We start from the raw sequence: 26,119 nt of genomic DNA on the forward strand, positions 1-26,119 counted from the left end.
AGGAAGAGCTAACCCCAACGCGTAAAGTGAGGTTCCGTGACTGTTAAGCCTGAAGGACGCAAGATGCTCCGCATTGAGAAGAAAAATGCGGAGTCGCCCATCGAACAGAAGCCACGCTGGATCCGCAACCAGGTTCGCACCGGACCGGGTTATGAGGACATGAAATCACGCGTATCCGGAGCTTCCCTGCACACCGTGTGCCAGGAGGCCGGCTGCCCCAATATTCACGAGTGCTGGGAATCGCGCGAGGCCACCTTCCTCATCGGCGGTGACAAGTGCACCCGCCGCTGCGATTTCTGCGATATCGCCACCGGCAAGCCGGAGGAATTGGACCGCGACGAGCCGCGCCGCGTGGCCGAGAACATCCAGGAGATGGATCTCAACTACACCACCATCACCGGCGTGACCCGCGATGATCTGCCCGACGAGGGCGCCTGGCTCTACGCCGAGGTTGTGCGCAAGATTCATGAGCTCAACCCCAATACCGGCGTGGAGAACCTCACCCCGGACTTCTCCGGTAAGCCGGATTTGCTCCAAGAGGTTTTTGAAGCCCGCCCTGAGGTCTTCGCCCACAACCTGGAGACGGTGCCGCGCATCTTCAAGCGCATCCGCCCGGCCTTCCGCTATGAGCGTTCACTCGACGTCATCCGCCAGGCCCACGACTTCGGTTTGATCACCAAGTCCAACCTCATCCTGGGCATGGGTGAAACCGCCGAGGAGATCGAGGAAGCTCTGCGCGATCTCCGCGAGGTGGGCTGCGACATCATCACGATTACCCAGTACCTGCGCCCCGGCCCGCGCTTCCACCCGATCGAGCGCTGGGTACGCCCAGAGGAGTTCGTGGAGCACTCCAAGCTTGCCAAGGAGCTCGGCTTCGGCGGCGTCATGTCCGGCCCGCTGGTCCGCTCCTCCTACCGCGCTGGCCGCCTTTACGTGCAGGCCATGGAGGCCCGCGGTCTCGAGCTGCCGGAAAACCTCAAGCACCTGGCTGAGACCTCTCAGGGCGCTACCGCCCAAGAGGCCTCCACGCTTCTGGAGAAGTACGGCCCCTCCGAGGAGACTCCGGTGACCACGCGTATGGTTAAGACCCCGGCTGGTGCAGCGAACCCGAACTCTGCGGCGTCCACTATTCGCTAGTTCGATTCTCTTTTTGACCCTCTGACCTCTAAAGTAGGAGCCATGGCTAACGACGACAAGGCATCGCTGAAGGAAGCGAAGAAGCAGGAGCGCGCGGCCAAACGCGCCCAGCGCAAGCAAAACTGGTCACAGATGTGGCAAGCGTTCAACATGCAGCGCAAGCAGGATAAGGCGCTCATCCCCATCATGCTGGCTGCATTCTTGGGCATGGGCTTGCTCTTCTTCCTTATCGGCATGCTCTTCAACGGCGAGTGGTTCATGCTCATCTTGGGCTTGGGCATCGGCGCCATCCTGGCCATGTTCTTGTTTACCCGCCGCCTCGAGCGCGATATGTACAAGAAGGTGGAGGATCAGCCTGGCGCCGCCGGCTGGGCCTTGGAGCAGCAGCTGCGCAACACCGTCGGCGTGGTGTGGAAGGTCAAGACTGGTGTGGCCGCTACCCGCCAGCAGGACCTTATCCACCGCGTTATCGGCAACTCGGGCGTCATCTTCGTCGTCGAGGGCGACCGCAAGCGCGTCGGCCCTACTCTTAACCGCTTGAAGAAGCGCGTGGACCGCATGGCCGGCGGCGTGCCGGTGTACGAGGTCTTCGTGGGCAATGGCGAGGACGAGGTTCCCGTGTCTAAGCTGCGCAGCCACATTATGAAGCTGCCGCGCAACTACAACAAGAACGAAACCTACGACAACATTCGCCGTATCGAGGCCATGGATGATCTGCCGGGCACCACCCCTGGTCTGCCCAAGGGCCCGATGCCCCGCCAGGCTCAGAACATGGCGGGCATGAACCGCCGTATGCGCCGCATGCAGGAGCGCAAGGGCGGCAAATAAGCCACTAGCTCCAAGCACAAAAAGGGTCCCTTCCGAGAGTTCGGAAGGGACCCTTTTCGTTGCCTTCGAAGCCTCCCGGCCTAGTTGCCTCACGCACCCCAGCAGCTTTATCGCTGGTCCCAACAGCCTTAGGCCATGATGACGGCGGTGCCGGTGGCGCGGTCGTGGAGGCCACGCCCGTCGGCATCGACCATCGCTGCGGGAAACAGCACAGCAGTCAGCAGCGTGCGGACCGCGGCCCGCCACAAGCCAACGGAACTGCCCGGGACATCGAGGCGCGCCACGCCCATACCGAGCAACGCCATGCCCGGGGTGCGGGCGAACAGCCACCCGCACACGATGCCCATGACTACCCACACTGCATAACCCAAGAAGGCGGGACCGCCCAGATTGTCGGTGAAGAGCTCGAGAACGTTGGCAATGATCATGGCCAAAATCCAGTCAATTAACACGCCGAACGTACGCCGCATTACCGACGCCAGGGCACCTGGCCCCTCCTTGGGCAAGCCCAATGCCTGCCCAGGCCACTGCCCCGACCCGATGCCATCGTTGTTATCTGCCATGCCCACCAATCTAGCCGCCGTCCATCCCGAGCAGAAATTTTGCCTTCAGGTGCCCACGCGTCCCAGTGATGCAGCCAATACCTGTAAACTAGTCGGGAGTACTACACGTCAACCAACAGGAGACTACCGTGTCCTTTGAGACAATCCAGGACGTCATCACATTCATCAAGGAAGAGGACGTCAAGTTCGTTGACATCCGGTTTACGGACGTCCCCGGCACCGAGCACCACTTCTCTATTCCGGCCGAGGAATTTACTGAAGACGCAGCCGCCGACGGCCTTGCTTTTGATGGTTCGTCCATCCGCGGATTCACCACCATCGATGAGTCCGACATGACGCTGTTGCCGGATCCGAAGACTGCCTTCGTGGATCCCTTCCGCACCGCGAAGACCCTGAACATCAAGTTCTTCGTCCACGACCCGTTCACCCTGGAGCCCTTTAGCCGCGACCCGCGCAACATCGCCCGCAAGGCTGAGGAATACCTCTCCTCCACCGGCATCGCGGATACCTGTAACTTCGGCGCTGAAGCTGAGTTCTACATCTTCGACTCCGTTCGCTACGGCACCGATGTCCACAACGGCTTCTACGAGGTTGATACCGACGAGGGCTGGTGGAACCGCGGTTCTGAGACCAACTTCGACGGCACCCCGAACACCGGCTTTAAGACTCGCGTGAAGGGCGGCTACTTCCCGACGGCACCCGTCGACAAGCACGGCGAAGTCCGCGACGCCATGGTGGAGCAGCTGCAGAAGGCTGGATTCACCATCGAGCGCTTCCACCACGAGGTGGGCAGCGGTCAGAACGAGATCAACTACCGCTTCAACTCCCTGCTGCACGCGGCTGATGATATTCAGACCTTCAAGTACATCATCAAGAACACCGCGGAGCAGTTTGGTAAGTCCGTAACCTTTATGCCCAAGCCGCTGGCGGGCGATAATGGTTCCGGTATGCACGCCCACATGTCCCTGTGGCAGGACGGCAAGCCGCTCTTCCACGATGAGGCTGGCTACGCCGGTTTGTCCGACATGGCTCGCTACTACATCGGCGGCATCCTGGCCCACGCACCGGCTGTGCTGGCGTTCACGAACCCCACCCTGAACTCCTACCACCGCCTCGTTCCGGGCTTCGAGGCGCCGATTAACCTGGTGTACTCGCAGCGCAACCGCTCGGCTGCTATTCGTATTCCGATTACCGGCTCCAACCCGAAGGCCAAGCGCATCGAGTTCCGCGCTCCGGATCCGTCGGGCAACCCCTACTTCGGTTTCGCTGCCATGATGATGGCGGGCCTCGACGGCATCAAGAACCGCATCGAGCCGCACGCTCCGGTGGACAAGGACCTCTACGAGCTGCCGCCGGCAGAGGCCGCCTCCATCCCGCAGGCACCGACCTCCCTGGAGGCCTCCATCGCAGCACTCGAGGAAGACAACGACTTCCTCACCGAGGGCGATGTCTTCTCCGAGGACCTCATCGAGACCTACATCAACTACAAGCGCGAGAACGAGATTGCGCCGGTCCGCCTGCGTCCGACTCCGCAGGAATTTGAGATGTACTACGACTGCTAGAGCCTAGCTCTACGCCAGCTCTGTATCCGATCCGGGCCCTGACGATTCGAAAGAACCGTCGGGGCCCGTCGTCGTATTACGCAGTGAGCATCGCTGCCGACGGTGAAGTCAACCGCCCACGCACATCCTGTGTGCCCTCCCCTACTGCCGAGCGCAACAGGGTGCAATCTCACGGCCCAATTATGCGGATCAATGGGGCCGAAATGCAGTGGGATGGCTACCATTCCAGCTGTGACTGACAGATTCCGCCAACTGCCACCGCCCGGGCCCGCATGGGGCGGCAGCCTCATGGGAACCTCCATCGTCTCTCGGCTGCTCGTTGAGGAGGGCATGCTGACAGGCTCCGCCGTTTTCGCAGCGCTATCCTGCATTATTCTCCTCGTGCTGACGGTTGGCTTTGCGCTATACCGTCAGCCCAGCTTCGCGCGAACCTCGATGGCTGAATGGTCCATGTATTTCATCGGCATCCTGGCGCTCGGCGCAGCGCTGTCCGGGTTGACGGATATCGGAACCTTCCGCCTCGTCGGCTTTTGGATCGGCGGACCCGTCACCGTCATCACGTGGGCTATTCAGCTCACCCGCTTCGACGGTGAACCGCGCTTTACCTGGGGCCTGCCGCTGGTCGGTCCCATGATTTCATCCTCCGTGGCTGGCTTCCTTGCCCTCGACTACGGACATGCCTACCACGTCATGGGCACCATTCTTTTCGTCATGTCGATCTCTACCGCGGTCCCCACCTTCATCCGCGTGTATTGGGCCGCTTGGCACGGCAAGGTAAATCTCTCCGGGGCCAACTCAGCTACCGCCTGGGTTCCGCTGGGCGTGGTGGGCCAATCCACCACCGCGATGCAGATCCTCTACCCCGGTCATGTTTCCGTCTATTACGGGCTGACCGCCATGGTGATCGCCGTCCCCCTCGCGCTCTATGCCATGATCACCTTCTACCCCAATGTGGCTCGCTGGGTGGACTACTCGCCCGCATGGTGGGCCTGCACCTTCCCACCGGGGACGGTCAGCATGGGTGGTCACCAGGTAGCCCTGGTGAATGGCTCGGAGCTTCTCGACGTCATCGCGCTCAGCATCCCGTTGCTCCTCATCGCGCACTGGTCTGCCTGCTCCTGCCGCTTCATTAGCTGGCTCATCGAAGGCCGGCGCGCACAGAGAAGCGGAGCTAGCCCAATCTCGAACTAGCTCCGCGGTGCACGCTGCCAGGTGTTTAACAGGCTTTAGTTTTCAGCCTTGGTGAACTGGATGGCCTGGCCCTGGCTGCCCAGCGCGAAGGTGTTGCCCTCCACGGGGATAACGACCGGCTTAGCGGTGAGGATGGTGTTGAGCGCATCGGCATCGGCCATCTCTTCAGGGGAGCAAGCACGCATCGTGGAAGTCAGGTTCTCCGCCACGATGGCATCGGTCTGGTCCAGCTTGTAGCTGCCGCCACCGGAGTTGCAGCCGTCATCGTAGGTTAGAGTTCCGTCCTCATTGAAGGTCACGGAAATCGCCGGGTTCTTCTTAGCGGTGAAGGTACCGTTGAGAACCTTCTGAGCCTCATCAGCCGGCAGCTTCTCCTGCAGACCGTCGATGTCCTCGTACTTCTCAATCAAGCCAGAACCTTGCGGAGCTTCCGGCTTCGTGGAGGAGGAGAAGGAGTCACCGAACAGGCGCGAGCTCAGCTCCTGAATCTGGCTGGACTTCACGGAGTCAGCGGAGGATGGTTCCTGCGCACCGGCAGTACCGGCACCCAGGACGCCGCCTGCGAGGGCGACGAACGCAGTTGCAGTGGTTACTTTCTTCAGTGTGCGTGAAATCATGACCCCGAAGCTATCGAGCACCGCCGGCAACATCAACCCATTTCATGCGTTTCTGATGATACTTTGCGGTAACTCCAACGATTCCCAGCCCACGGACAAACCTCAAAGAAAAGACCCCCTAACCGGGGCTTTTAGTTGCGCTTAACGTAGCCCATCCGCGGACGGAAGCCCTGCGGATGTTTCATCTGTGCCACGGCATCGCCGATGATCATGCGGTGGCGGGCGCTGACTGAGGTGGGCATCTGTGCCACGGAGAACCACTGCGCGGCAAGGTTCTCTTCGTCGGAAATCACCGGCTCCGCATCATCCGGAACGGAGACACGGATGGCGGTATCCATGTAGAGGCACTTATCCCCATTGGGACAGACTACTGGGCCCACCTGACCGACGCCGAGGAGCGCTTCGATGCGGCCATCGAGGCCCACCTCTTCCTTGAGCTCACGCAACGCGGTCGTCGTGACTTCCTCGCCAGGCTCACAAATACCGGAGATGGGGGCCCATGTGCCGTTGTCGGCTCGCTGGGCCAGCAGCACTGAAGGCAGCTCCCATATCGCAGAACCGGTAGGAACCGCCCGCACAATAACCGCGGTCACGCTGGGAAGGAAGAGCTGCTCGTGACCAATCTTCTCACGCAGGGACACAATAAAATCAGGAGTCGGCATGGGTTCAATCTTAGCGCCTAAACCCGCTCCAGAATCTCCGGCAGGAGTGCCTCAATGTCGGAGGCAGGGGTAAAAGACATCTCCGCCGGCGACCCGTCGGCGCAGCCCTGACTGCTTGCCGCGGCTTCCGTCGTCCCCGACAGAACCCCGACGATCACGCCTTCAAAGGCGCTGCCCGGCGCGCCAAAGACCGGAGCGCCCGAATCGCCGTGCGTGGAGCAGACTTGGGCGCGCGCGGAGACGGTATCCACTGTGCGGTCACCAAACTGGAGTTTCCCGTGTCCCTCGCCGTGAGTAAGCGGGCCGCAGGTCTCACCGGTAATGCGCCCCAGCTTGCACACTTCATCGGGGAGCTCCTCCTGCCCCGCAGCGACCACGCTAGTAGGCATGTCCTGCGGGACATAAAACTCCGCCTGCCGCGTGATCTCCACCAAAGCGAAGTCGAGCTGGTGTGTGTCAGGTGAGCTGAGATCGGAATAGATGATGGTGCCGACGGGCTCCGCTGGGTACACGAATTCCCTATCCTCAGCACCTGCCCACACCGTATCCCCCGGCTCACCGCAATGGGAGGCGGTGACGGCGATGGTACGGGCGTCGTCAAGCACAAAGCTCCACGCCACCGTGCAAAGGTTGAAGTCAAAGGCTTCGCCGGGAACGGGCTGCATAGCAGAAATGTCGAGCGCCGCGCCTGGCGGCACTGGGGAGGCATCGGGCGTATGCGTCTGCGGCGGAGCCGGCGTCATAGTGGTGTACTCGGACGTGCTCGAGGCAGCTTCGGGAACGGAGTCAACCCCCGTAGGCATTGAGCATCCAGCCACTGCCAGCGCAGTCGCGCTGAGCACCACCAGAAGGCAAGGCCTAGTCCTCCTGAGCGGATGCAGCCTCACCCGGGTCCGCCTTGTGATCCTTGTTTTCCTTCTCCATCTCAGCGACCTGCTTCATGTCACGGATGAACTTCTCCGGGTCAAACTCGGTGAAATACTCCGGACCCGAGAACTGTTCCTGTGCCATTGGCTTAAACCTCCGTGCTCTTGATGTATTGCGTGATGTAATCCTTCACCGCCGCCGCATCGTTGGGCAGATCGGTGACGTGGCGCTCGGCTTCCAGGATTCCAGCGAAACGCTCCGGCACCTCCGGCTCGCTGCCGATGGCTTCCGAGATGGTCTCCGCGAATTTCACCGGAAGCGCGGTTTCTAGGCACACGATGGGAGTGTCAACGCCGTACTCATCTTTGACTGCGCGGGCAACCTTGATGCCGTCGGCAGTGTGCGGATCCACCAGCACGTTGTAGCGCTCGTGGACATCCTTGATGGTGGCGAGGCGGTCCGCGTGGGTGGAGGAACCAGACAGGAAGCCGTACTCTGCGTGGGCGGCGTCGAGCGCCTGCTTGTCGACGTTAAACCCGCCTTCCTTCACCTTCGTGCCAAACAGATCCTTGATTTGTGCGGCATCGCGGCCAAGCAGGTCAAAGGCGAAGCGCTCGAAGTTCGAGGCACGGGAAATATCCATCGACGGCGAGGACGTCTTGTACGTCTGCTCCGAGGAGCGCGGGCGGTAGCTGCCGGTGCGGAAGAACTCATCGAGCACGTCATTCTCATTGGTTGCGACGATGAGTTTGTCGATGGGCAGGCCCATCTGGCGGGCGATGTGGCCGGCGCAGATATCACCAAAGTTGCCGGTGGGCACACTGAAGGAGACCTTCTCGGTGTTCTCCGTGGTGACCTTGAGGTAGCAGTTGACGTAGTAGACCACCTGCGCCATGAGGCGGGCCCAGTTAATGGAGTTGACCGCACCGATGCGGTTCTCGGCCTTGAAGTTGGCGTCGGCCGATACCGCCTTGACCACGTCCTGGCAGTCATCAAAGACGCCGTCGAGGGCGATATTGCAGATATTCGGGTCATCCAGCCCGAACATCTGGGCTTGCTGGAAGGGCGTCATGCGCCCGGCCGGGGTCAGCATGAAGACGCGGATGCCCTTGCGACCGCGCATGGCGTACTCCGCCGAGGAACCGGTGTCACCCGAGGTAGCACCCAGGATGTTGAGGGTTTCGCCACGGCGGGCCAGCTCGTATTCGAAGAGCTCGCCCAACATTTGCATGGCCATGTCCTTGAAGGCGGCCGTCGGCCCTTCAGAGAGGTGACCAATGTACAGGCCCTCCCCCAGTTCGCTGACGGGGACGATTTCCTCATCGTCGAACTTCGGGTAGGTGTAGGCGCGCTGGGCAATCCCCTCGAGGTCCTCTGCAGGAATATCGTCCACGAAGAGCTTGAGCACCTCCGCGGCCAGGGCCGCGTAGCCGCCTTCAGCCAAGGTCTGGCGCCACTGGGTAAGGGTGGCGTCATCAATGCGGGGATAGGTTTCCGGCAGGTAGAGCCCACCATCAGGGGCCAAACCTCCAAGGAGGATATCCGTAAAGGCGGCGGGCTGGCGGGCGGTATCGCGGGTCGAAATGTACTTCACCCCCTGCATCTTAGTTGGTGACGCGTAAAGTATCAGCCATGTCGGCTCCTCATCCACGCAATGTAATTACCACGAAGGCTCTCTCTGTGTGGGTGGCTGCGGTGTTGGTCTATATCGTGGCGATGACCGGCCGCACGTCCTTTGGCGTGGCGGGCCTCGAAGCCATCGATCGCTTCGAGGTCGATGCCTCCCGCATTGCCGTGTTCACCGCGGTGCAATTGGGTATCTATTCGCTGGCGCAGATCCCTACCGGGATGCTCATCGATAAGTTCGGGCCGCGGCGCCTGCTCGTCATTGGTTCCGTCATCATGGGCGTGGGTCAGGTACTCCTTGGCTTCACCAACAATTATTGGGTAGCCATCGCCGCCCGCCTGCTCATCGGCGCGGGCGATGCCACCGCCTTCCTCTCCGTGATGCGTATCTTGCCCTACTGGTTCCCGCTGCACCGCACCCCCATGTTCACTCAGGTCACCTCGTCGCTTGGGCAGCTGGGCCAGTTCTTGTCCGCCCTTCCTTTCGCCATGCTGCTGGGCTGGGGTGGGTGGACCATGGCCTTCGTTAGCTTGGGTGCGGTGGGCATCCTCATCGCCGTTGCGGCCGCGGTGGCGGTGGCTGATTCCCCAGAATCCCTCGGCATCGTGCCCAAGCCGAAAGAAAAACCTAACGCGAAGCCGGAAAGCACAGCAGCGCTGTTATCCACCGTTTTCCGTTCCCCCGTAGCCTGGCAGGCATTCTTTATTCACTGGATCGGCCTGGGGGCCACCAACGTGTTCGTCATGCTATGGGGCGTGCCGCTGATGACTGCAGGCATGGATTTTTCTAAGACTAGCGCCGGCTGGATCCTGACGTGGTTTAGCGTGTGCATGGTGCTCGTCGGCCCACTGCACGGCAAGCTTTCCTCCAGGGCCAGCGGTTTCCGCCCGTGGCTCGCCTTAGGGTTTGTGGCTACCCACTGCGCGGTGTGGGCCTTGTTCTTCCTCTTCGGTGGCAGCTATCTCTCGCTGTTCATCCTCATCAGCCTGGTAGCCCTGTGCACACCGGTGGCAAATTACGGTTTCGACATTGTCCGTGAAAACCTCGACCGCACTGTCGTTGCCACGGCGACGGGCCTGGCCAATATGGGAGGCTTCATCGCCACGGTCATCGGCGCCCAACTCGTCGGCATGGTTCTCGATCACTTGGGTAATGGGCCTGACTACCCCTTCCATGACTTCCGGCTCGCTGCTTGGGCAGTCTTTGGCGTGTGGTGCATTGGCATCGTGGGTGTTCTCATCACGCACATCCTGCGCAGCCGGGGCGAGGACGGCGGCCCGCACGTCACCATCGTGCAGGTTGGTTAGTTCAGGGCTGGGCTAATGAAGGGCCGCGGCGCTGAACGCCGCCTCAAGGGGTACCGAATTGGCCACTTCGAAGACCCCGAGCCCACCGCCAATCGGAACGAGGACGGCAATGCTCACCCCTAGGGCGGTTCTGAGCAGCTCGCGTAGTTTTCGTTGTTTCTCCACCTCAACGCACCAACCTTTATCGATTCGTTATCTGTGCGTGAGAGCTTAAGATCCGCGGCTGCCAGGCAGATCCCCGTTGACTGCGTATCACCTGCCAATCCCTGTGTGTTCGCGCCGGCACCCCAGCCGGGCGAGATCATCGGGCTATTCGGCCGGGGTCGATTCCACGAGAATCGGGCCATCCACCGGGGCGACGACCCCGGCGTCAAAGGCGGCGAGCACACCCTTCGCATCATCTTTCGTAATTGCACCCGCCTCCACGGCCTTCTTGAGATCAGTCTCGAGGATCTGGCGGGAGCGGTACCTGTCTGATGCCACCGACAAGAGGCCGCGAGGAACCGACTCCGACGGGATCCCCAGTGCCTCTGCCAGCGAAACAATGCGGTCATTTTCAGCAGGGTCGAGCTGAACATCAACCGACTGATCCTGCGGGACGCCACCGTTGACCACCTGCTCCACGGTCAGTGCACCCTCCGGCACCTGGTGCCTCTCTGTGGCCCACCAGCCTGCGCCGACGGCGGTGATGACAGCGATCACAACGAGGACCCACACGGCGATAAACTGCTTGGACTTCACGGCCACAACCTTAGACTTTTCTCACACCGCCGGCTTAATCCGCGCCAGGGCCAAAGGTCCCAAAAGAGGTACCGCGCGGGGGATGCGGCGAATCCAGGCGCTCGGACAGCGCATCAATGATGGACCGGATAGTTGACTCTGCGACGGAGCGATCGAGGCTGCTGCGGCGTGGGGTCTCTGGCTTCGGCTCAGGAGGGACAACGCGGGGCTTGTCGACGTCCAACCGCATCACCGTCCCCTCCACGCTCAGCGCGGCGGCGGGATCGCACCCGGCGGCTCGGGCGGCGGACAAGAATGCATCGAGATCAGCAAGCGTGGCAGCGTTGAGGTCGAGAGAAAGATTAAGGCTCATGGTGTTCTCCTTTTCGGCTCCTTGAAGGGCGCGGGGCAAGTGCCGCTCACTGCTGTCTAAGGCTAACGGCTTATCACCTGATTGAACAGGGGCGTGCGTTTAGTTCAGGGATAGATCCGGGTTAACTCAGGGTGCGGGTCAGGGAGGATACACACCTGCCCTCGCTGTGCTCTACTAATCGTGCTCGAATGACTCAGTCTCACCCCAAAACACCTCGTCGACTACCTTCCGGGCGTGCCGGGTGACTTTGAGGTAGTGCTCTAGGAATTGTTGGTTGTGCTCGGGCTCCCAGCCGGCCGCACCAGCCACTTGCGCCAGTTGGGGGCCCGGTGCCGGAAGCTGGTCCACGCGCTTGCCACGCACCAGTACCAGGGCGTTGCGGGCATCGGTGGCCAACAACCAGGCCTCCCGCAGCTCCCGCACTTGCTGGACTGGAATGACCTCGCTCTCTTCGAGGGCGTCGAGGACGCGCAGTGTGGAGGGATCATGGAGCGCCGGCACGTCGTGAGCATGCATCATCTGCAGCAGCTGGACGGTCCATTCGATATCGGTCAACCCGCCGCGCCCCAGCTTGGTATGGGTATTGCGGTCAGCGCCGCGCGGCAAACGCTCGTTATCAACGCGCGCTTTCATTCTGCGGATATCGCGGATGGTCTTCTCGCTCACGCCTTGCGGCGGATAGCGGAAGGCATCCACCATGGTGAGGAAACGTTGCCCGACGTCTTTGTCCCCCGCCACGAAAGCCGCGCGGAGTAGTGCCTGCATCTCCCAGGGTTCGCCCCACTGCGAGTAATAACGCTCATAGGACTCGATCGAGCGCACAACTGCTCCCGACCGACCCTCTGGGCGCAAGCCCAAATCAACGTCCAGGGGCGGATCCCCGGAAGGCTTTGCCAAGCGGCGGCGCAGTTTCTCGATAATGCCAATTGCCCACGGCAGGGCTTCCTCTTCGGCATTGTCTTCGGTTGGCTCTGCCACCACGATGACATCGGCATCCGAGCCAAAGCCCAGCTCCATGCCGCCGAGCCGCCCCATTCCAATCACGGCGATGCGGGCTGGTGGTTCGGCGTCATCGTTCTCCAGCCTCCAGGCCCTGACTTCGGCGCGCAGCGCGGCTTCCAGCACTGCATTCCAGATGGTGGACAGCTCAAAGCACACCTGCTGGACCGGTAAGAATCCCAGCAGATCCGCGGCAGCGATCCGCGCCAGCTCCGCGCGGCGAAGGGCTCGGGCAACCGACACGGCCTTGTCAGGGTCCGCGTGACGCTTGGTGGAATTAATCAAGGCGGAGGAAACTTGCGCCGGTTTGGTTTCCAATAGCTTGGGCCCTGCCGCGCCATCGGAGAGCTGCTTAACGACGTCCGGCGCGCGGATAATGAGCTCCGATGTAAATGGCGAGGTGCCCAATATCTTCATGAGGCGCTGGCCGACGACGCCTTCGTCACGAAGCATGCGCAGGAACCACGTTCGGTCGTAGGCCGCCTCAGACAGCTTGCGATAATTCAGCAGGCCCATGTCTGGATCGGCCGTGTTTGAGAGCCACTCCATCAAGGTCGGCAGCAGGATGGCCTGGATACGGGCCTTGCGTGACTGCCCAGCCGCCAGGGAGGTGAGGTGCTCGAAGGCGCGATCCGGGTGGCGATAGCCAAGTGCTGCCAGCTGCAAAAGCGCTGCTTCTCGCGACAATTTGAGCTCATCCGCAGACATCGACGCCACGGAATTCAACAGCGGGCGGTAGAACAAGCGCGAGTGCAGCTCAGAGATGAGCAGGCGAATTTTCCGCAGGTGGGCGTTCATCCGATCCGCTGCTGATTGATGCCCCTGTGGGTGAAATCCTGAATTGATGGCCAGCCACGTCAGCGCCTTGAGGTCATCTTTTTCCGGCAATGTGTGGGTACGGCGGAAGCGCTCCAACTGAAGGCGGTGCTCGAGCAAGCGAAGAAACTCATAGGCCTCGATGAGCTGGGTGCCATCTTCGCGTCCGACATACCCGGCGCGCACGAGCGCTGCGAGGGCATCGACCGTCGCCAGCGTGCGCAGCGATTCATCTGAGCGGCCATGAACCAATTGCAATAGTTGGACGGCGAATTCCACGTCCCGTAAGCCGCCCTCGCCGAGTTTGAGTTCGCGAAGGCGCATATCCTCCGGGACGTTGTCCAGCACTCGACGGCGCATAGCCTGGACGTCTTCCACGAAGGATTCCCTCTGCGATGCAGTCCACACCATGGGTCCGATCTGGTCGAGATAGTCCGTGCCCAAGGGCAAGTAGCCGGTCTGCGGCCGCGCTTTTAGTTGGGCTTGGAATTCCCACGTTTCCGCCCACCGCTTGTAGTAGGCCACGTGCGAATCCAGAGTTCGGACTAGTGCACCAGACTTGCCTTCCGGGCGCAGGTTGGCGTCGACCTCAAAGAAGCACGCCGAGCCGATTCGATTGAATTCTGACGCGAGACGGGTGATCCGTGGCGTTGCCTCCGAACCCACGAAGATCACGTCCACGTCGGAGATGTAGTTCAATTCGCCCGCACCGCACTTACCCATCGCGATGACTGCCAGCTGCGCATCGAGTGGCTGGTCCTCGTAGACCACTCGGACAGCACCGGCGAGCGCTGCCGTCAAGGAGGCGTCAGCGAGGGCCGTCGTCAGCCGCGTGATTTCACGGAAGCCCACCCGCGGCTGCGGCCGTGACTGTCCCTTGCGCGAATGGAAAGTCCCTGCGAGGTCATGAGCGGCGATGCGCATCATGAGCGTCCGGTAGGCCACCTTGAGCGATGCTTTGTGGTCTCCGGGAGCCGCTCGGTATGTGCCGGGAGAGGTCAGATCGGGGCTCGCGGTATCAGGACGAGTGGGCTGCTCGGCATACGTCGCCGGTTCCGCGCCTACCTCTTCCAACAAGGTGTGCAGCATTTCCGTGGGAGTCGGCAGCGGGCGCTGTAGCTCGCGCCAGGTCTCCGGGTGGGCGGCAAGGTGATCACCAAACGCCGAGGAGCCGCCCAACAGGGCCATCAAACGTACCCGGAAGGTTTCGTCTTCACGCATCGCCGGACCAATCTCAGGCGCTGACTCGATGATCCTCATTAACGTATTGAGGGCCATATCGGGATCACCGGCCGCGGCCAGGGTCCACAGCAGCTCAAGGGACTCAGGATTATCCCACCCAAGGCGGGACAAGTCCTCCGCAGCAGTTGGCCGGGTAAGGCCAAGAGTTGCCGGGGACGGTACAGATGCTGGACGCATGCTTCTCCTAGAAATTCAGGTTGTTGCGCAACTCGAATGCGGTGATCTGCTGCTGATACTCGTGCCACTCATCCCACTTGGCGCGCAGGAAGTACTCAAAGACGTGCTCTCCTAGGACTTCCGCCATAAACTCAGAGCGCTCGAATTCACGGAGCGCCTGGTCCAAGCTGCTTGGCAGATCCTTGTACCCCATCGCGCGGCGCTCACGACGGGTCAGCTGATGGACGTCGTCCTCGGCGGGATCACCAAGCTCATAGCCTTCCCTGATTCCACGCAGGCCAGCGGCAAGCAACACCGCGTAGCCCAGGTAGGGGTTCATCGCTGAATCTAGTGAACGGATTTCAACGCGACGCGACATTTCTTTGGAAAGACGATAGGTAGGAACTCGAACCAACGCCGAACGGTTGGAGATTCCCCACGTCACTGATCCCGGGGCTTCGCTGCCAAACATCAGGCGCTTGTAGGAGTTGGTCCACTGGTTGGTGATTGCGGTCATTTCCACAGCGTGTTCAAGGATGCCGGCGATAAACTGCCGCCCCGTACTGGAAAGTGAAATCTCATCGTCGGGGTCGTGGAAAGCATTGGAATCTCCCTCGAAAAGGCTCAAGTGCGTGTGCATGCCCGAGCCCGAGCGATGCTCAAATGGCTTCGGCATGAATGTGGCGTGCACTCCTTGCTGGGAGGCCACCTCTTTAATGAGGTAGCGGAAAGTCATGATGTTGTCTGCCATGGACAGCACGTCGGCATGGCGTAGATCGATTTCCTGCTGCCCAGGTGAGGTTTCATGGTGGCTAAATTCCGTGGCAATGCCCATGGATTCCAGCGCGTACATCGACCGGCGCCGGAAACTCGGGGCATTATCGTGCGTGGCTTGGTCGAAGTAGCCTCCGTTATCGGTGGCAATCAGGGTATTGATATCGCGGGCGTCTTCCAAGAGATAAAACTCAATCTCAGGAGAAGCCTTGCACGTAAACCCTTCATTGGCAGCCTCAGTAACCTGACGGCGCAGAATGTGGCGTGGGTCCACCAGAGAAGGTTGCCCATCGGGCTGGGTAATGTCGCAGAACATGCGCGCCGAAAGAAGCTCCGGTTCCTCCTTGTCAAAGGGCATGATTTGGAAGGTTGAAGGGTCCGGCATTGCGATAGTGTCGGCCTCTGAGATGCGGGAGAACCCTTCCACCGAGGAACCATCGAAGCCAACACCTTCCTCGAAGGCAGATTCCAACTCTGAGGGGCTCATTACCACCGATTTCAGCGCCCCCAAGATGTCAGTAAACCAAAGGCGAATGAAGCGGATATCGCGTTCTTCAACTGTACGAAGGACGAATTCGTGTTGGCTGTTCATGTTCTAAACCCTACCGCCGCGGGCCCAAGTAACGGCGGGAGTTGCATCTTTTGCCCCCGCCCCGCCAACTATTGCCCCAGTTGGCAAGAGTATCTCGGGGGCAAATTTTTTCGACTCTTAGGCCAGATGTCAACTTCACGTGCTTGAATGGCTCCCACAACCGAACATATGCACCCATACAAACGGAACAGGAATAGCTATGAACAACCACCACGGAACCTTAAGCGCACGAGGACTCGAGCTCATTTGCCAAGCTGCCAGTCAAGGATGGTCACCTAAGGACTTACTCCACGTCCTAGGCAGCTTTTGCCACCCTCTTATTTATCGTGCCGCTGCTCATATTCCCGCGCAGATTAGTTCTACTGTGCTGCGCAAGGAATGGTTGAGCGTCTCCCCGCCTAACTCGATGACTATGTCGACCGATGACCTCATACGGCTCATTGACGCTACTTCCGCTCTGCCCCCGCTGCGTGACGTTGACGTGCTCGCAGCAGAGAAAACTAGTTCTCGGGCAAGCCAAGACAGCAAAGAGAATCGGTTCCGCAACAAGATCACCCAGCTTCTGCGAAAGGCTGAATCCACTCCTTATGAAGAGGAAGCCAGTGCGCTCATTGCCAAAGCACAGAGCCTCCAACAACGGCACCGCCTCGATGAGGCACTCGCCGAATCCCCGGACACGGTGATGTCCACACGCATCCGTATCAGCGCGCCCTATATCAACCACAAGACCACGCTTCTTAGCGTCATCGCGGATCGAAATGGATGCACCGTCCTCAAGCTTCACCCCATGGGAATCATCACCGTCTTTGGCGCCGAGGCGGACATTGATCATGTCAGCGACCTGTTCGCTTCCCTCCTGCGGCAGTGCGAATGGCACATGACTCATGGGGAGGCTGCCGACAACGCGCGATTACTCGGCAATGTGGCGTCGTTTCGCCGAAGCTTCATTTTGGCCTACGCCACCCGCATTGGGGAGCTTTTGGAGGAAGCGAACGCCTCATTGGCGCCTCACGACGAGAAACAGACAGACTCGGCTGCGGGCAGCAACGCCAAAAGGAAAAACGACGTAGCCCTCGCTCAGCGATCTTTATCAGCGGTGGAAGTACGCAGACATAAGGCAGAAGCTTTAGCTGATCACCTCTTCCCTGATTCGCGAACCATCTCCTTAGCAATGAGGAACCATGCAGGGATGTCCGCAGGTGCAACTGCCGCGGAGAATTCCCACTTGGGTGGTGATTCCTCGGGCTTGGGTGGGCGCCGCCAACTCACCGGTTAAGGACCAGCAAGGGTTGGCACATTTGCACTATTAGCCAGGTAACCTAGAAGGCAGTGCAGAGGTTTTATACCTCTTCTTTTATCATTTCGCTCCCCGACGAAGGTGTGTACATGTCTCCAAAGACGTTTCTTGAAATCGAAGCCAAGTTCGCCGTGGATGAAACCACCCCGGTACCAGATCTCGCCCGCCTCGATGAGGTAGCCCGAGTCGCAGAAACTCGCCACCACTCGTTGTCGGCGATTTACTACGACACTGAGGATCTCCGCCTTACCCACGCGAAGATCACGCTGCGGCGCCGCACCGGTGGAAATGACGATGGCTGGCATATCAAAATTCCCGGCGCGGAAGGTCGTACCGAAATCCGAGCCGAACTCGGTGAACCCGTCGACGGCAAGTACGAAGTCCCGGCCGAACTCCTCCACCAGGTTCGTTCGGTGATCCGTAACCACCCGCTTGAACCCATTGCACAAGTGGACAACAACCGCACCGAATTGCTCCTCGTAAACACGGACGAGCAGCCTGTCGCTGAGTTCTGCGATGACCATGTCACCGCATTCTCTTTCCTACCAGGTGGCTCTCAGAGCACATGGCGCGAGTGGGAAGTAGAGCTCGCAGGAGAACTGCCCGGTACGAAGGAGGGCAGCGCGCTACTGCGTCATGCCACCTCCCTGTTGATCAGTTCTGGCGCGCGGGTTTCCTCCTCACCGTCCAAGCTGAAGTCAGCATTGGGGCAGTCCATCAACAATGTCGAGCTTCCCCCAGCACTCGCAACGTCTAACGTGGAGCCCGGCTCCCCCGCGGCGGCAGTCGTGGAGGCACTGCGAGCTAATCGGGATAAGCTCGTCGAGTTTGATCCGCGGGTACGCCGTGATGAGTGGGATTCCGTGCACCAAATGCGCGTTGCTACCCGCGAATTGCGCAGCCACCTTCAAACCTTCCACGGCATTGTCGTGGGTCCCGAGATCAAGCGCCTAGAGTCCGATCTCAAGGAGCTTGCTGCCATGCTTGGCGTTGCTCGTGACGCCGAGGTCGTGGAAGAGCGCTGGCAGAATCTCCTCGCCTCCGAGGACTCCGATGTGCTTGATGAAGCCACCCGCGAACACATCGCGCACGATATGGGCCGCGCTTACCGCCGCGCGCATCGTCGTGTCATCGCCGCTCTCGATTCTGACCAGTACCTGGCTCTGCTCGATGCGCTCGACGCATTCCTTTCCAACCCGCCAGTCGCCGCCGAGGATGCTTCAGCTGACGAAGACACCAGCGCCGGGGACAATGGTGCGGGGGAATCTGATTCCGCTGATACAGCTTCCGCTGAATCATCTGAGCAGCAGGACGCAGCGAAGGACTATGCGCCGAAACACGCCAAACGCGATGAAGAAGAGTCCCACGATCTTGACACGGTCATGGCACTGCACCTCAAGCAGGCTTATGACAAGCTGGTCAAGCGCCACAAGAAAGCTATCTCTAACTGGGATAACACCGAGCTGACACTGCATGAACGTGAAGAGTACTTCCACGATATGCGCAAGGCCGCAAAGAAACTGCGCTATGCAGCTGAGGCCGCTGGTTCAGCCACCACGCTAAAAACCAAGAACCTCTACAAGGCCTGCAAGCAGATGCAATCTGTCTTGGGAGACTTCCAGGATTCCGTGACATCTCGCGATAAGTTGCTCGAATTGGCAGAAACCGCACGCCGGCGTGGCGAGGATACCTTCGGCTATGGTCTGCTCTACCAGCGCGAGCGCGTCATCGGGTTGGAAGCACTCAACGCCTACTCGGACAGCTTTAAAGCCATCAAGTCCGCGTTTAAGCCGCTGCGCAAGAAGCTGCGCTAAGCCGCCGGCTCATCCTGCGTGGCTGTGTAGTTGTGCAGTCACCACAACGGCCCACACCATCGCCTGCTTGCGGTGGTGTGGGCCCGAGCTTTTCGCATCCGCCTCATGGCCGGCCATGAGACGTTTAGCTATCGCCTAGTTATCGTCTTCGGCGGCATCCTCAGCATCAGCCGCGGCGGTGCGGGCTTGCGCGATTTCAATAGCGCGCTCGGCATCCTCGCGGGAGTTGTAGGGGCCCATGCGGTTCTCCCAGCCGGACACCTTTCCCTGGGATACCTCGCCGGTAGACGGGTCGTAGAACCACTTGTTGTCAGCCTCAGCCATAGTTTTCTCCGTTCTGTCGGGCAAGTAATCAGTGCACCCCACACTACAGACCGCCCGCGGGCCTCGCCCGTTAGAATAGATTGGTCACCTACTCCTGCCTTTTCTTTTAGGCAGGCTTTCGCCACCAGCAAAGGAGAACCTTCCCGATGCCCCTGTGGACTGCCCCTTCGACCCCGGCCGTCGACCGCGTTCGCGCCGCACACCGCGAGAACGTGGGCGTTGATGCAGCTCATGTTGCCAGCGCCCCTGCCACCTGGGCACTCATCGGCGAGCACATCGATCACTACGGCGGCATCGCCATCATGGGCCTGGCCAACATCCGCGCGGCAGCAGCTGTCAGCCCCCGCAGCGACGGCCTGGTCAAGGTTCGCCTAGAGCACACCAACGGCGAGACCGTTGAAGACCAAATTTCCCTCGAGCAGGTCTCTTCCCTCGCCGCGGAGCAACAGCCCAGCGTCGATTCCGAAGGCCAACCCATCGAACCCCCTGCACCCGAAGGGGCCATCGCCGCGCGCCTCGGCGGCATCATCTACACCATGATCAACCGCCAGCTCCTTACCCGCGAGACCGCCGGCGCCGATATCACCGTGGTCAACGACATCCCCGATTCGACCGGGCTCGGCGCCGCCGCAGCCATCGACATTGCCACAGCGCTAGCGTTGCTCGGCAACGCAGATGATCTGCATGATGCTCCGCTGCGTGCCCGCATCGCGGAGGTGTGTTCCCAAGCAGTTGGCACCTTCGCCCGATTCCCTGCGCTGCGCGCCCGCCACTCCGCCGCGCTGCGCGGCGCTGGTGAGTCCATCACCATCATCGACTACGCCGACGGCTCCGTCACCCAGGCACCGCACATGGTCAACAAAGACATCGCGGCTTTCGCGCTGGCCGTGCCAAGTGATGCCGATTCCTTAGAAGCCGTCGCAGAGATTCGCACCCGCGAGCGATTCATCGACGCCGCCTGCCGCGCCTTCGGCACGCCTTCGCTGCGCCTGTTGCCGGATGCACCCCAACGCGTCCTCGAGTGGCTCGCCGCTGTCCACAAGGTGCACGGCACCGAGAATCAGCCGACCATCGCGCAAGCCACCGCGTGGCTGACCTTCTACTCAGAGGAAACCGAGCGCGCCGAAGGAGTTGCCCGCGCTTTGCGCTCGCGCCGCGGCACCGAGCTTTTCCCGCTCCTCACGCAGTCGCAGTCAGCCTTGTCCACCGTGTATGAATTCAGCTCCGCGGAGAAACTCGCGCAGCTGGCCACCGCGCGCGGCGCCGTCGCGGCACGCTCCGCCCACGCGGGCACGTCCTCCGCGGTCATCGCCTACGTGCCGAGCACCAAGGCCGCAAACTTTGCGGCCGACTTGGCCGAGGACGGCCTGCTTGTCGTCCCGCTTACTGCCGGAAGCCCAGCAATCACCGAGGACTAGTCCGCCGGCCACGCGAAGAGCACATCGCGCTCCTCAACGTCGGCCTTGACCAAGGACACCATCGTTTCCTTGCCGGTCTCCGGGCGCCCCACGGCCTGCCCCATCACCGGCGGGTCTAGGACGAAGAGGCGCGCCTTCTCGCGCTGTTCCCCGCCATCAACCACCACGGCTTCGAAGTTGGTGCCTACCCACGGCGCCAAGACCGTCGCCTCCGTAAGGTTCAAACAGGCCTTATCCACCTGGGAGGCCAGCTGCGATGTCGAGCGCATCGTGGAAATGACATCCCCGGCGCGCTCACGCACCCACTGCGGAACCTCGTAGCCGCCGCTGAGCGCCAGGCAGACCTCCGTGGCAAAGCGGTCAACTAAACGCCGCAACGGGGCCGTCACGTGTGCATAGTAGCCGCCGATTCCCGCGTGCACGTCCGCCTGGCCATCCTCCAGCCACACGTAGTCAGCACCACGAAGCAAACGCTGGGCCTCGCGCATCACCGCCATCCCGCGCGGCGAATCCGCATCCACGGAATGCAGGAATTCAGAGATGCTGCTCTCCCCCAGCTCAAAGCCCAGGGCCTCCGCCTCAGAGCGGAAGGTGGCCTCAGCCTCCGGGGTGGCCGCCGATAGGGTGCGCAGGAATCCAACACCGTGTGATTCCATCAGCCGCCCCGCGCACATCCCGGTGAGCAGGGAAATCTCCGAGTTATAGTCCATCACCTCATGACGCGGCTCCATGACCAGCTCGTAATGGCCTTTCTCCCCATCGCTGCTTTCGGATACGCGCTGCGAGGGAATGCGCAAGTTGATCGCCTCGCGGCGCAGCGAGGAAGCCTGGCGCAGCTTTCCCACCTCCGGCAGCAAGGCGATGGAGGAATGCAGCGTGCCCTTCTCCAAGTCGGCGTGCACTTGGTCGTAGTCCAGCCGCGCGTGGCTGCGCACAAGCGCGCGCTCCACCGAGAAGTCCTCCACCTCACCTGCGGAGTCAAGGTCAAAGGTCCAGAGGACGGCGGGGCGGTCGACGTCGGCAAGCAGCGAAGCCCTATCTTCGGAGAGCTCTGCCGGGTGCAGCCGCGCCGGCTCATCGGGCAGGTAAATGGTCTGGCCGCGCTTGAGGGATTCCTGCTCCAGTGCGGAGCCCGGTTCGATGAACGCGGCGACATCCGCGATGGCATAGAGCACGCGGTAGCCGCCATCGCGCGCCTCGATGAAGACGGCCTGGTCCAAGTCCATGGAGCCGGCCGGGTCGATGGTCACCAGCGGGATGTCGCGGGCATCGCGGCGCTGTTCGGCATAGCGGTCCTGCGCGGAGGCGGCCTGTGCGGTGACGTCCTCCGGGAAGTCTGTCGGAACGGAAAATTCCTCGGCGATGGGCCGAAAGTCCAAGGGCGCGGCATACAGTTTCATGCTGCCCCATTGTTCCAAAAATAAAAGCGTGGGTGCGAATGAGCCAACCTATAAGCCGGATTCTGTGCCGCGCGCGTGGCGCGGTGGCAAACATCCATCCAGGCCAACCGTTGCCAGTTGGCTCAAGCAGCTACCTTCAGGCTTCGGCGAGCAACCTACTAACGCCTGATCGGGCCCGCAAGCGTGGCGGGCCGTGATGCCTTGCTCCCAGTGGGGTTTACCCAGCCACCGCCATCGCTGACAGTGCTGGTGCGCTCTTACCGCACCCTTTCACCCTTACCGCTTCCCTTTCGCCGCGCCGAAACGCAGCGGAGGTACGCGGCGGTCTACTCTCTGTTGCACTTTCCCGCGGGTCACCCCGGGTTGCTGTTAGCAACCACCGTGCTCTGTGGAGTCCGGACTTTCCTCGGCCCGCGCCTAGCCCCATGAAGGGGCCGGTTCGACGGAACGCGTTTGCCCGGTCGGCTCATTCGCGCCTGTTAGTTTATCGCAGCGCGCCCAGATGCCCCACATCGTTGAAACGGTGCAGGGTGCTACCGCCCTCGAAGAACTCGACCTCACTCAAGGAAGCCAGCTCAAGGAAGAGGTGGTTGGGCGTTTGCGGTCCGGAATCGAGTGCTTGGCGCACGAAGGACTTGATGGGGTTGACGTGGGAGACCACGAGGACAGTCTGCTCTGCATAGCGCTGCTGCAGCTCGCGGCGCGCAGCACTGACGCGGCGGTGCACTGCGCGCAGGGACTCGCCACCCGGGCAGGCCACGGACGTATCCTTCAGCCAACGCGCGTGGAGCTCGGGGTCGGCGGCATCGGCTTCGGCGAAGGTCTTGCCTTCCCAGCGCCCGAAGTCCACCTCGATGAGGTCCTCGACGGTTTCCACACGCAGCTCACGGCCCTTAACCACGGCGGCAGCCGTCTGCTGACAACGGCGCAGCGGCGAGCACACCACGGCATCGATGTGGGTATCGGCCAGGGCTTGGGCGGCGGCGAGCGCTTGCTTCTTGCCCAGCTCGGTCAGCTCGGGGTTTGCACGCCCGGAGTACTGCTTGGCGGCGGACATCGCCGTCTGCCCGTGGCGCAGCAGGATGAAGCGGGTGGACTGTCCGGTCTCGGAGCGCCAGTCGGCCGCGGTTGAAGACGCCGTGCTTGGCGACGTCTCCCCTGCCTCCCCGCCGGGTTCTTCACTGCCCGCAGCATCGACAGCGGCGCCGGTTTCAACGGCGTCGCCGGCACCCATATCGAGGATGCCCACGGGCTCGCCCTTCGCGGCGGCGTCCATCGCCACGTTGGAGAGCTCATCGGCCACCGAGTTCTTGGCGCGCGGAACCCACTCGAGGCTGAAGCGCGGAATCTGGTTGAGCAGGCGGCGCGCCTCGATGGCGAGCTTCTGCATATCCGGGTGCTTGATCTTCCAGCGCCCGTTCATCTGCTCCACCACGAGCTTGGAGTCCATATAGAACTCCACCTCATCCGCGCCCAGCTCCACCGCGGCCTCCAAACCGCGCAGCAACCCGTGGTATTCGGCCACGTTATTCGTGGACTTCTGGCCCACGACGTAAGCGATTTCCCTGAGCAGCTGCGAGCGGTCCTCGTTATAGACCGCAGTTCCGGAGCCGGCGATCCCGGGATTGCCGCGGGAGCCGCCGTCAGCAAAGATGACTAGCTTCATGAGGCCGGGCGCACCAGGTAGGAGCCGCAGTCGCTGCACTGCGGAACCTCGTCGGCAGCAGCGTTGCGCACCGCGTTCTGCTCGGCCGGCGGCAGCACGATGAAGCAACCACCGCAACCACGCCCGGTGAAGGCCGCAGCGCCCACGCCGTTTTCTTCGCGCACGGTCTCGTACTCCTCCAGGACATCCGCGGGCAGCTGCTCGCGCAGCTCGCCGATGCGCACCTGCGGATCCGGGCGGTTCGCCGCGGCCTCTTGGGCGGCCTCGGCCGCGCGCTTGAGTACTTCGAGTTTACGCTCGGAATCGGAGACCTTCGCGCCGTGAACATCAAGGTTGGCGCGCAGTGCGTGGATTTCGTTATGGGCTTCCTGTAGCTCGCTCATAAGATCCGCGATGCGGGACTTTGCAGCGTAGAGATCGTGCTCCAGGTCCTTGCGGGTCTCTGGGTCGGTCGCAGCACCAAGCTGCGCCTTGTCATCGCGCTCGCGCTGACGCAGCTTGCGCTCGTCAGCCTGAATGCGCAAGATCTCCAGTTCCATGTCGTCGACGGCGAGCTGGGCGGAGCCGGAGGCGTCGACAAGCCGGGCGTGTGCGGCCTGCGCCTTCTCGTACTCCTCTTGCTCCGGGATGGTGGTTGCCCCACCTAGCGCCTGGGAGCGCTCGAGGGTGGCCAGCTCCAGCAAGATGCTCTGCAGGTCCTGTGGCAGTTTCATTTAGTTCTCCTTATGCGCAGAAATCGTCCATGGGTCGGTGCGGACATCGATGATCTCGGTGTTCACGCGCAATGCGTCCTCCACAATATCGCGCGCTTGGGCAGTCCAGGGAAACTCGCTGGCCCAGTGAGCGGTATCCACCACGGCCGGGCCCTCCGGCTCCGCCAGGTGCGCGGCGCGCAGGTGCTCATCCACTGGGTGGTGGCGCAAATCGGAGGTGACGTAGACGTCCACGCCGAGAGCCGCCGCGTGGTCCAGGAAGGAATCCCCCGAGCCACTGGAGACGGCAACTTTCTTCACCATGCGCTCCGGATCGCCGGCCGCGCGCACTCCCCATTCGGTTTCCGGAAGGGCATCGGCCACGCGCTGGGTGAATTCGCGCAGAGTCACCGGCTGCTCAAGCTCGCCCACGCGCCCTAGCCCTAAGGCCTCGTCGAGGTTCTCATAGGGCTCCACCGGGACGATGGGGCGGCCGGGCGTGATACCGACGAGCTCAGCCAGCTTGTCGTTGACACCCGGGCGGGCCTTATCCGCGTTGGTGTGCGCGGCCAACAGGGCCACGCCATTGCGTATCAGAGTGTGGATGACCTTGCCCTTCGGCGTATCCGCCGCCACCGAGGTCACCCCGCGAAGCAGCAGCGGGTGATGCACCACGAGCATCTGCGCGCCGAGCTCCACGGCTTTGTCTGCCACTTCCTGGGTGCAGTCCAGAGCGAAGGCCACGGTGCTCACCTCGTCTGTGGGGTCGCCGCACACCAGGCCAACGGCATCCCAGGACTCGGCCAGCTGCGGCGGGTAGGCCTCGTGGATTACGCGGCGGATCTCGCCAACGGTCGTTCGTTCTGCCATCTCGTATGCTCCTTGTTGGCTTAAGGTTTCACGTCAGTCGCGTCGCTGCTATATCCTAGCTTTCGTTCGCCAGCGCACCCCTCTAGCTTAAGGAGCCTTTGCATGACGCCTCCGGAGAACGACAACCAGCTCCACATCGTCTTCGTGTGCACGGGCAACATTTGCCGCTCACCCATGGCGGAAATCATTACACGCGACGCCATGGAGACCGACATGCTCGATCTCCTCGCGCGAGTTTCTTCCTGCGGCCTCGGCGGCTGGCACGTGGGCCAGGGCGCGGACGAGCGCGCCGTGGCTGAGCTGCGCCGCGGCGGCCACGATGGCGCCGGCCACCAGGCCGCCCAGCTGGGTCCGGACCATATGGACGCGGACCTCTTCGTGGCCATGGACACCGGCCACCGCGATGCCCTCATCGAGCGCGGCATCCCGGAAGACAAGGTGCGCCTCATGCGCAGCTTCGATCCGAACTCACCGGAGGATGCCAGCGTGGAGGATCCTTTCTACGGCACGGAGGAGGACTTCGCCCGCACCCGCAGTGAGATCGATGCTTCCGTTCCGGGGCTGCTCGACTGGATTAAAGAAAACCACGGCTAGATAATTCTGCG

General features: G+C 61.7%; 24 protein-coding genes and 1 other RNA gene. 9 read left to right on the forward strand and 16 right to left on the reverse strand.

The window, feature by feature from the left end:
* The first annotated feature begins 63 nt into the window (after positions 1-63).
* Both lipA and R3O64_RS08900 read left to right on the forward strand, forming a co-directional pair.
* On the forward strand, positions 64-1,137 hold the full coding sequence (gene lipA / locus R3O64_RS08895) for a lipoyl synthase (RefSeq protein WP_070519769.1): 1,074 nt from the start codon (positions 64-66) through the stop codon (positions 1,135-1,137).
* 42 nt (positions 1,138-1,179) lie between these two features.
* Entirely contained in the window at positions 1,180-1,965 is a 786-nt protein-coding gene (locus R3O64_RS08900) for a DUF4191 domain-containing protein (RefSeq protein ID WP_070519767.1), read from the forward strand.
* Between the two features lie 128 nt (positions 1,966-2,093).
* Here the strand turns inward: R3O64_RS08900 and R3O64_RS08905 are convergent, their stop codons facing one another.
* Positions 2,094-2,528, reverse strand: a complete 435-nt coding sequence (locus tag R3O64_RS08905; protein ID WP_339016715.1) for an RDD family protein — start codon at positions 2,526-2,528, stop codon at positions 2,094-2,096.
* A 128-nt stretch (positions 2,529-2,656) separates the two neighbouring features.
* Here R3O64_RS08905 and glnA point away from each other — a divergent pair, with 128 nt between their 5' ends.
* Both glnA and R3O64_RS08915 read left to right on the forward strand, forming a co-directional pair.
* Positions 2,657-4,090: a type I glutamate--ammonia ligase gene (glnA, locus tag R3O64_RS08910; RefSeq protein ID WP_070519765.1), complete on the forward strand. Its 1,434-nt coding sequence runs from the start codon at positions 2,657-2,659 to the stop codon at positions 4,088-4,090.
* Positions 4,091-4,312: 222 nt separating this feature from the next.
* The gene (locus R3O64_RS08915; RefSeq protein WP_284847952.1) at positions 4,313-5,281 is read left to right on the forward strand and encodes a TDT family transporter; all 969 of its coding nucleotides are present in this window, start codon (positions 4,313-4,315) and stop codon (positions 5,279-5,281) included.
* Between the two features lie 35 nt (positions 5,282-5,316).
* Here the strand turns inward: R3O64_RS08915 and R3O64_RS08920 are convergent, their stop codons facing one another.
* The 5 genes from R3O64_RS08920 to thrC all read right to left on the reverse strand — a co-directional run bounded on the left by R3O64_RS08920 (position 5,317) and on the right by thrC (position 9,021).
* Complete coding sequence (locus R3O64_RS08920) at positions 5,317-5,898, reverse strand: META domain-containing protein (RefSeq protein ID WP_339016716.1); 582 nt, start codon at positions 5,896-5,898, stop codon at positions 5,317-5,319.
* Between the two features lie 131 nt (positions 5,899-6,029).
* Positions 6,030-6,560, reverse strand: coding sequence for an NUDIX hydrolase (locus R3O64_RS08925; RefSeq protein WP_339016717.1), 531 nt, complete (start codon positions 6,558-6,560; stop codon positions 6,030-6,032).
* A gap of 17 nt (positions 6,561-6,577) precedes the next feature.
* Positions 6,578-7,363, reverse strand: coding sequence for a trypsin-like serine protease (locus R3O64_RS08930; RefSeq protein ID WP_339016718.1), 786 nt, complete (start codon positions 7,361-7,363; stop codon positions 6,578-6,580).
* A gap of 55 nt (positions 7,364-7,418) precedes the next feature.
* Positions 7,419-7,571, reverse strand: a complete 153-nt coding sequence (locus R3O64_RS08935; protein ID WP_167595809.1) for a hypothetical protein — start codon at positions 7,569-7,571, stop codon at positions 7,419-7,421.
* A 4-nt stretch (positions 7,572-7,575) separates the two neighbouring features.
* A complete protein-coding gene (gene thrC / locus R3O64_RS08940) occupies positions 7,576-9,021 on the reverse strand; it encodes a threonine synthase (protein WP_070683202.1) in 1,446 nt (481 codons plus the stop codon).
* Positions 9,022-9,059: 38 nt separating this feature from the next.
* Here thrC and R3O64_RS08945 point away from each other — a divergent pair, with 38 nt between their 5' ends.
* Positions 9,060-10,361, forward strand: coding sequence for an MFS transporter (locus R3O64_RS08945; protein ID WP_154762628.1), 1,302 nt, complete (start codon positions 9,060-9,062; stop codon positions 10,359-10,361).
* 309 nt (positions 10,362-10,670) lie between these two features.
* Here the strand turns inward: R3O64_RS08945 and R3O64_RS08950 are convergent, their stop codons facing one another.
* The 4 genes from R3O64_RS08950 to R3O64_RS08965 form a co-directional block, all read right to left on the reverse strand.
* The gene (locus R3O64_RS08950; RefSeq protein ID WP_227485674.1) at positions 10,671-11,102 is read right to left on the reverse strand and encodes a hypothetical protein; all 432 of its coding nucleotides are present in this window, start codon (positions 11,100-11,102) and stop codon (positions 10,671-10,673) included.
* A gap of 34 nt (positions 11,103-11,136) precedes the next feature.
* Entirely contained in the window at positions 11,137-11,454 is a 318-nt protein-coding gene (locus R3O64_RS08955) for a hypothetical protein (protein ID WP_070519746.1), read from the reverse strand.
* Between the two features lie 174 nt (positions 11,455-11,628).
* The gene (locus R3O64_RS08960) at positions 11,629-14,688 is read right to left on the reverse strand and encodes a bifunctional [glutamine synthetase] adenylyltransferase/[glutamine synthetase]-adenylyl-L-tyrosine phosphorylase (protein ID WP_339016719.1); all 3,060 of its coding nucleotides are present in this window, start codon (positions 14,686-14,688) and stop codon (positions 11,629-11,631) included.
* Between the two features lie 7 nt (positions 14,689-14,695).
* The gene (locus tag R3O64_RS08965; RefSeq protein ID WP_070519741.1) at positions 14,696-16,033 is read right to left on the reverse strand and encodes a glutamine synthetase family protein; all 1,338 of its coding nucleotides are present in this window, start codon (positions 16,031-16,033) and stop codon (positions 14,696-14,698) included.
* Between the two features lie 406 nt (positions 16,034-16,439).
* Here R3O64_RS08965 and R3O64_RS08970 point away from each other — a divergent pair, with 406 nt between their 5' ends.
* Positions 16,440-17,309, forward strand: a complete 870-nt coding sequence (locus tag R3O64_RS08970) for a DUF2786 domain-containing protein (RefSeq protein WP_246819424.1) — start codon at positions 16,440-16,442, stop codon at positions 17,307-17,309.
* A 110-nt stretch (positions 17,310-17,419) separates the two neighbouring features.
* Positions 17,420-19,144, forward strand: a complete 1,725-nt coding sequence (locus R3O64_RS08975; RefSeq protein ID WP_339016720.1) for a CYTH and CHAD domain-containing protein — start codon at positions 17,420-17,422, stop codon at positions 19,142-19,144.
* Positions 19,145-19,279: 135 nt separating this feature from the next.
* Here the strand turns inward: R3O64_RS08975 and R3O64_RS08980 are convergent, their stop codons facing one another.
* Positions 19,280-19,468 carry a hypothetical protein gene (locus R3O64_RS08980; RefSeq protein WP_339016721.1) on the reverse strand — a complete coding sequence of 63 codons (189 nt, stop codon included), beginning with the start codon at positions 19,466-19,468 and terminating at the stop codon, positions 19,280-19,282.
* 146 nt (positions 19,469-19,614) lie between these two features.
* On the opposite strand from R3O64_RS08980, the gene R3O64_RS08985 reads away from it, so the two are divergent.
* Positions 19,615-20,886, forward strand: coding sequence for a galactokinase family protein (locus tag R3O64_RS08985; RefSeq protein WP_339016722.1), 1,272 nt, complete (start codon positions 19,615-19,617; stop codon positions 20,884-20,886).
* Here the strand turns inward: R3O64_RS08985 and R3O64_RS08990 are convergent.
* The 5 genes from R3O64_RS08990 to R3O64_RS09010 all read right to left on the reverse strand — a co-directional run bounded on the left by R3O64_RS08990 (position 20,883) and on the right by R3O64_RS09010 (position 25,514).
* Positions 20,883-22,286, reverse strand: coding sequence for an RNB domain-containing ribonuclease (locus R3O64_RS08990; RefSeq protein ID WP_339016723.1), 1,404 nt, complete (start codon positions 22,284-22,286; stop codon positions 20,883-20,885). The genes R3O64_RS08985 and R3O64_RS08990 overlap by 4 nt on opposite strands.
* Before the next feature lie 35 nt (positions 22,287-22,321).
* Positions 22,322-22,755: RNase P RNA component class A (rnpB, locus tag R3O64_RS08995), an RNA gene on the reverse strand.
* Between the two features lie 15 nt (positions 22,756-22,770).
* The gene (locus tag R3O64_RS09000; protein WP_101735552.1) at positions 22,771-23,952 is read right to left on the reverse strand and encodes a bifunctional RNase H/acid phosphatase; all 1,182 of its coding nucleotides are present in this window, start codon (positions 23,950-23,952) and stop codon (positions 22,771-22,773) included.
* Positions 23,949-24,665 carry a zinc ribbon domain-containing protein gene (locus R3O64_RS09005; RefSeq protein ID WP_070519727.1) on the reverse strand — a complete coding sequence of 239 codons (717 nt, stop codon included), beginning with the start codon at positions 24,663-24,665 and terminating at the stop codon, positions 23,949-23,951. Before R3O64_RS09005 ends, R3O64_RS09000 begins: the two co-directional genes overlap by 4 nt.
* Positions 24,666-25,514, reverse strand: coding sequence for a Nif3-like dinuclear metal center hexameric protein (locus tag R3O64_RS09010; protein ID WP_070519725.1), 849 nt, complete (start codon positions 25,512-25,514; stop codon positions 24,666-24,668).
* Positions 25,515-25,616: 102 nt separating this feature from the next.
* Between R3O64_RS09010 and R3O64_RS09015 the strand changes: the two genes are divergently transcribed.
* Positions 25,617-26,108 carry a low molecular weight protein-tyrosine-phosphatase gene (locus R3O64_RS09015; protein WP_070519723.1) on the forward strand — a complete coding sequence of 164 codons (492 nt, stop codon included), beginning with the start codon at positions 25,617-25,619 and terminating at the stop codon, positions 26,106-26,108.
* The last annotated feature ends 11 nt before the right edge of the window (positions 26,109-26,119 follow it).

It is taken from the genome of Corynebacterium hesseae, assembly GCF_037850265.1.
Lineage (GTDB): Bacteria > Actinomycetota > Actinomycetes > Mycobacteriales > Mycobacteriaceae > Corynebacterium > Corynebacterium hesseae.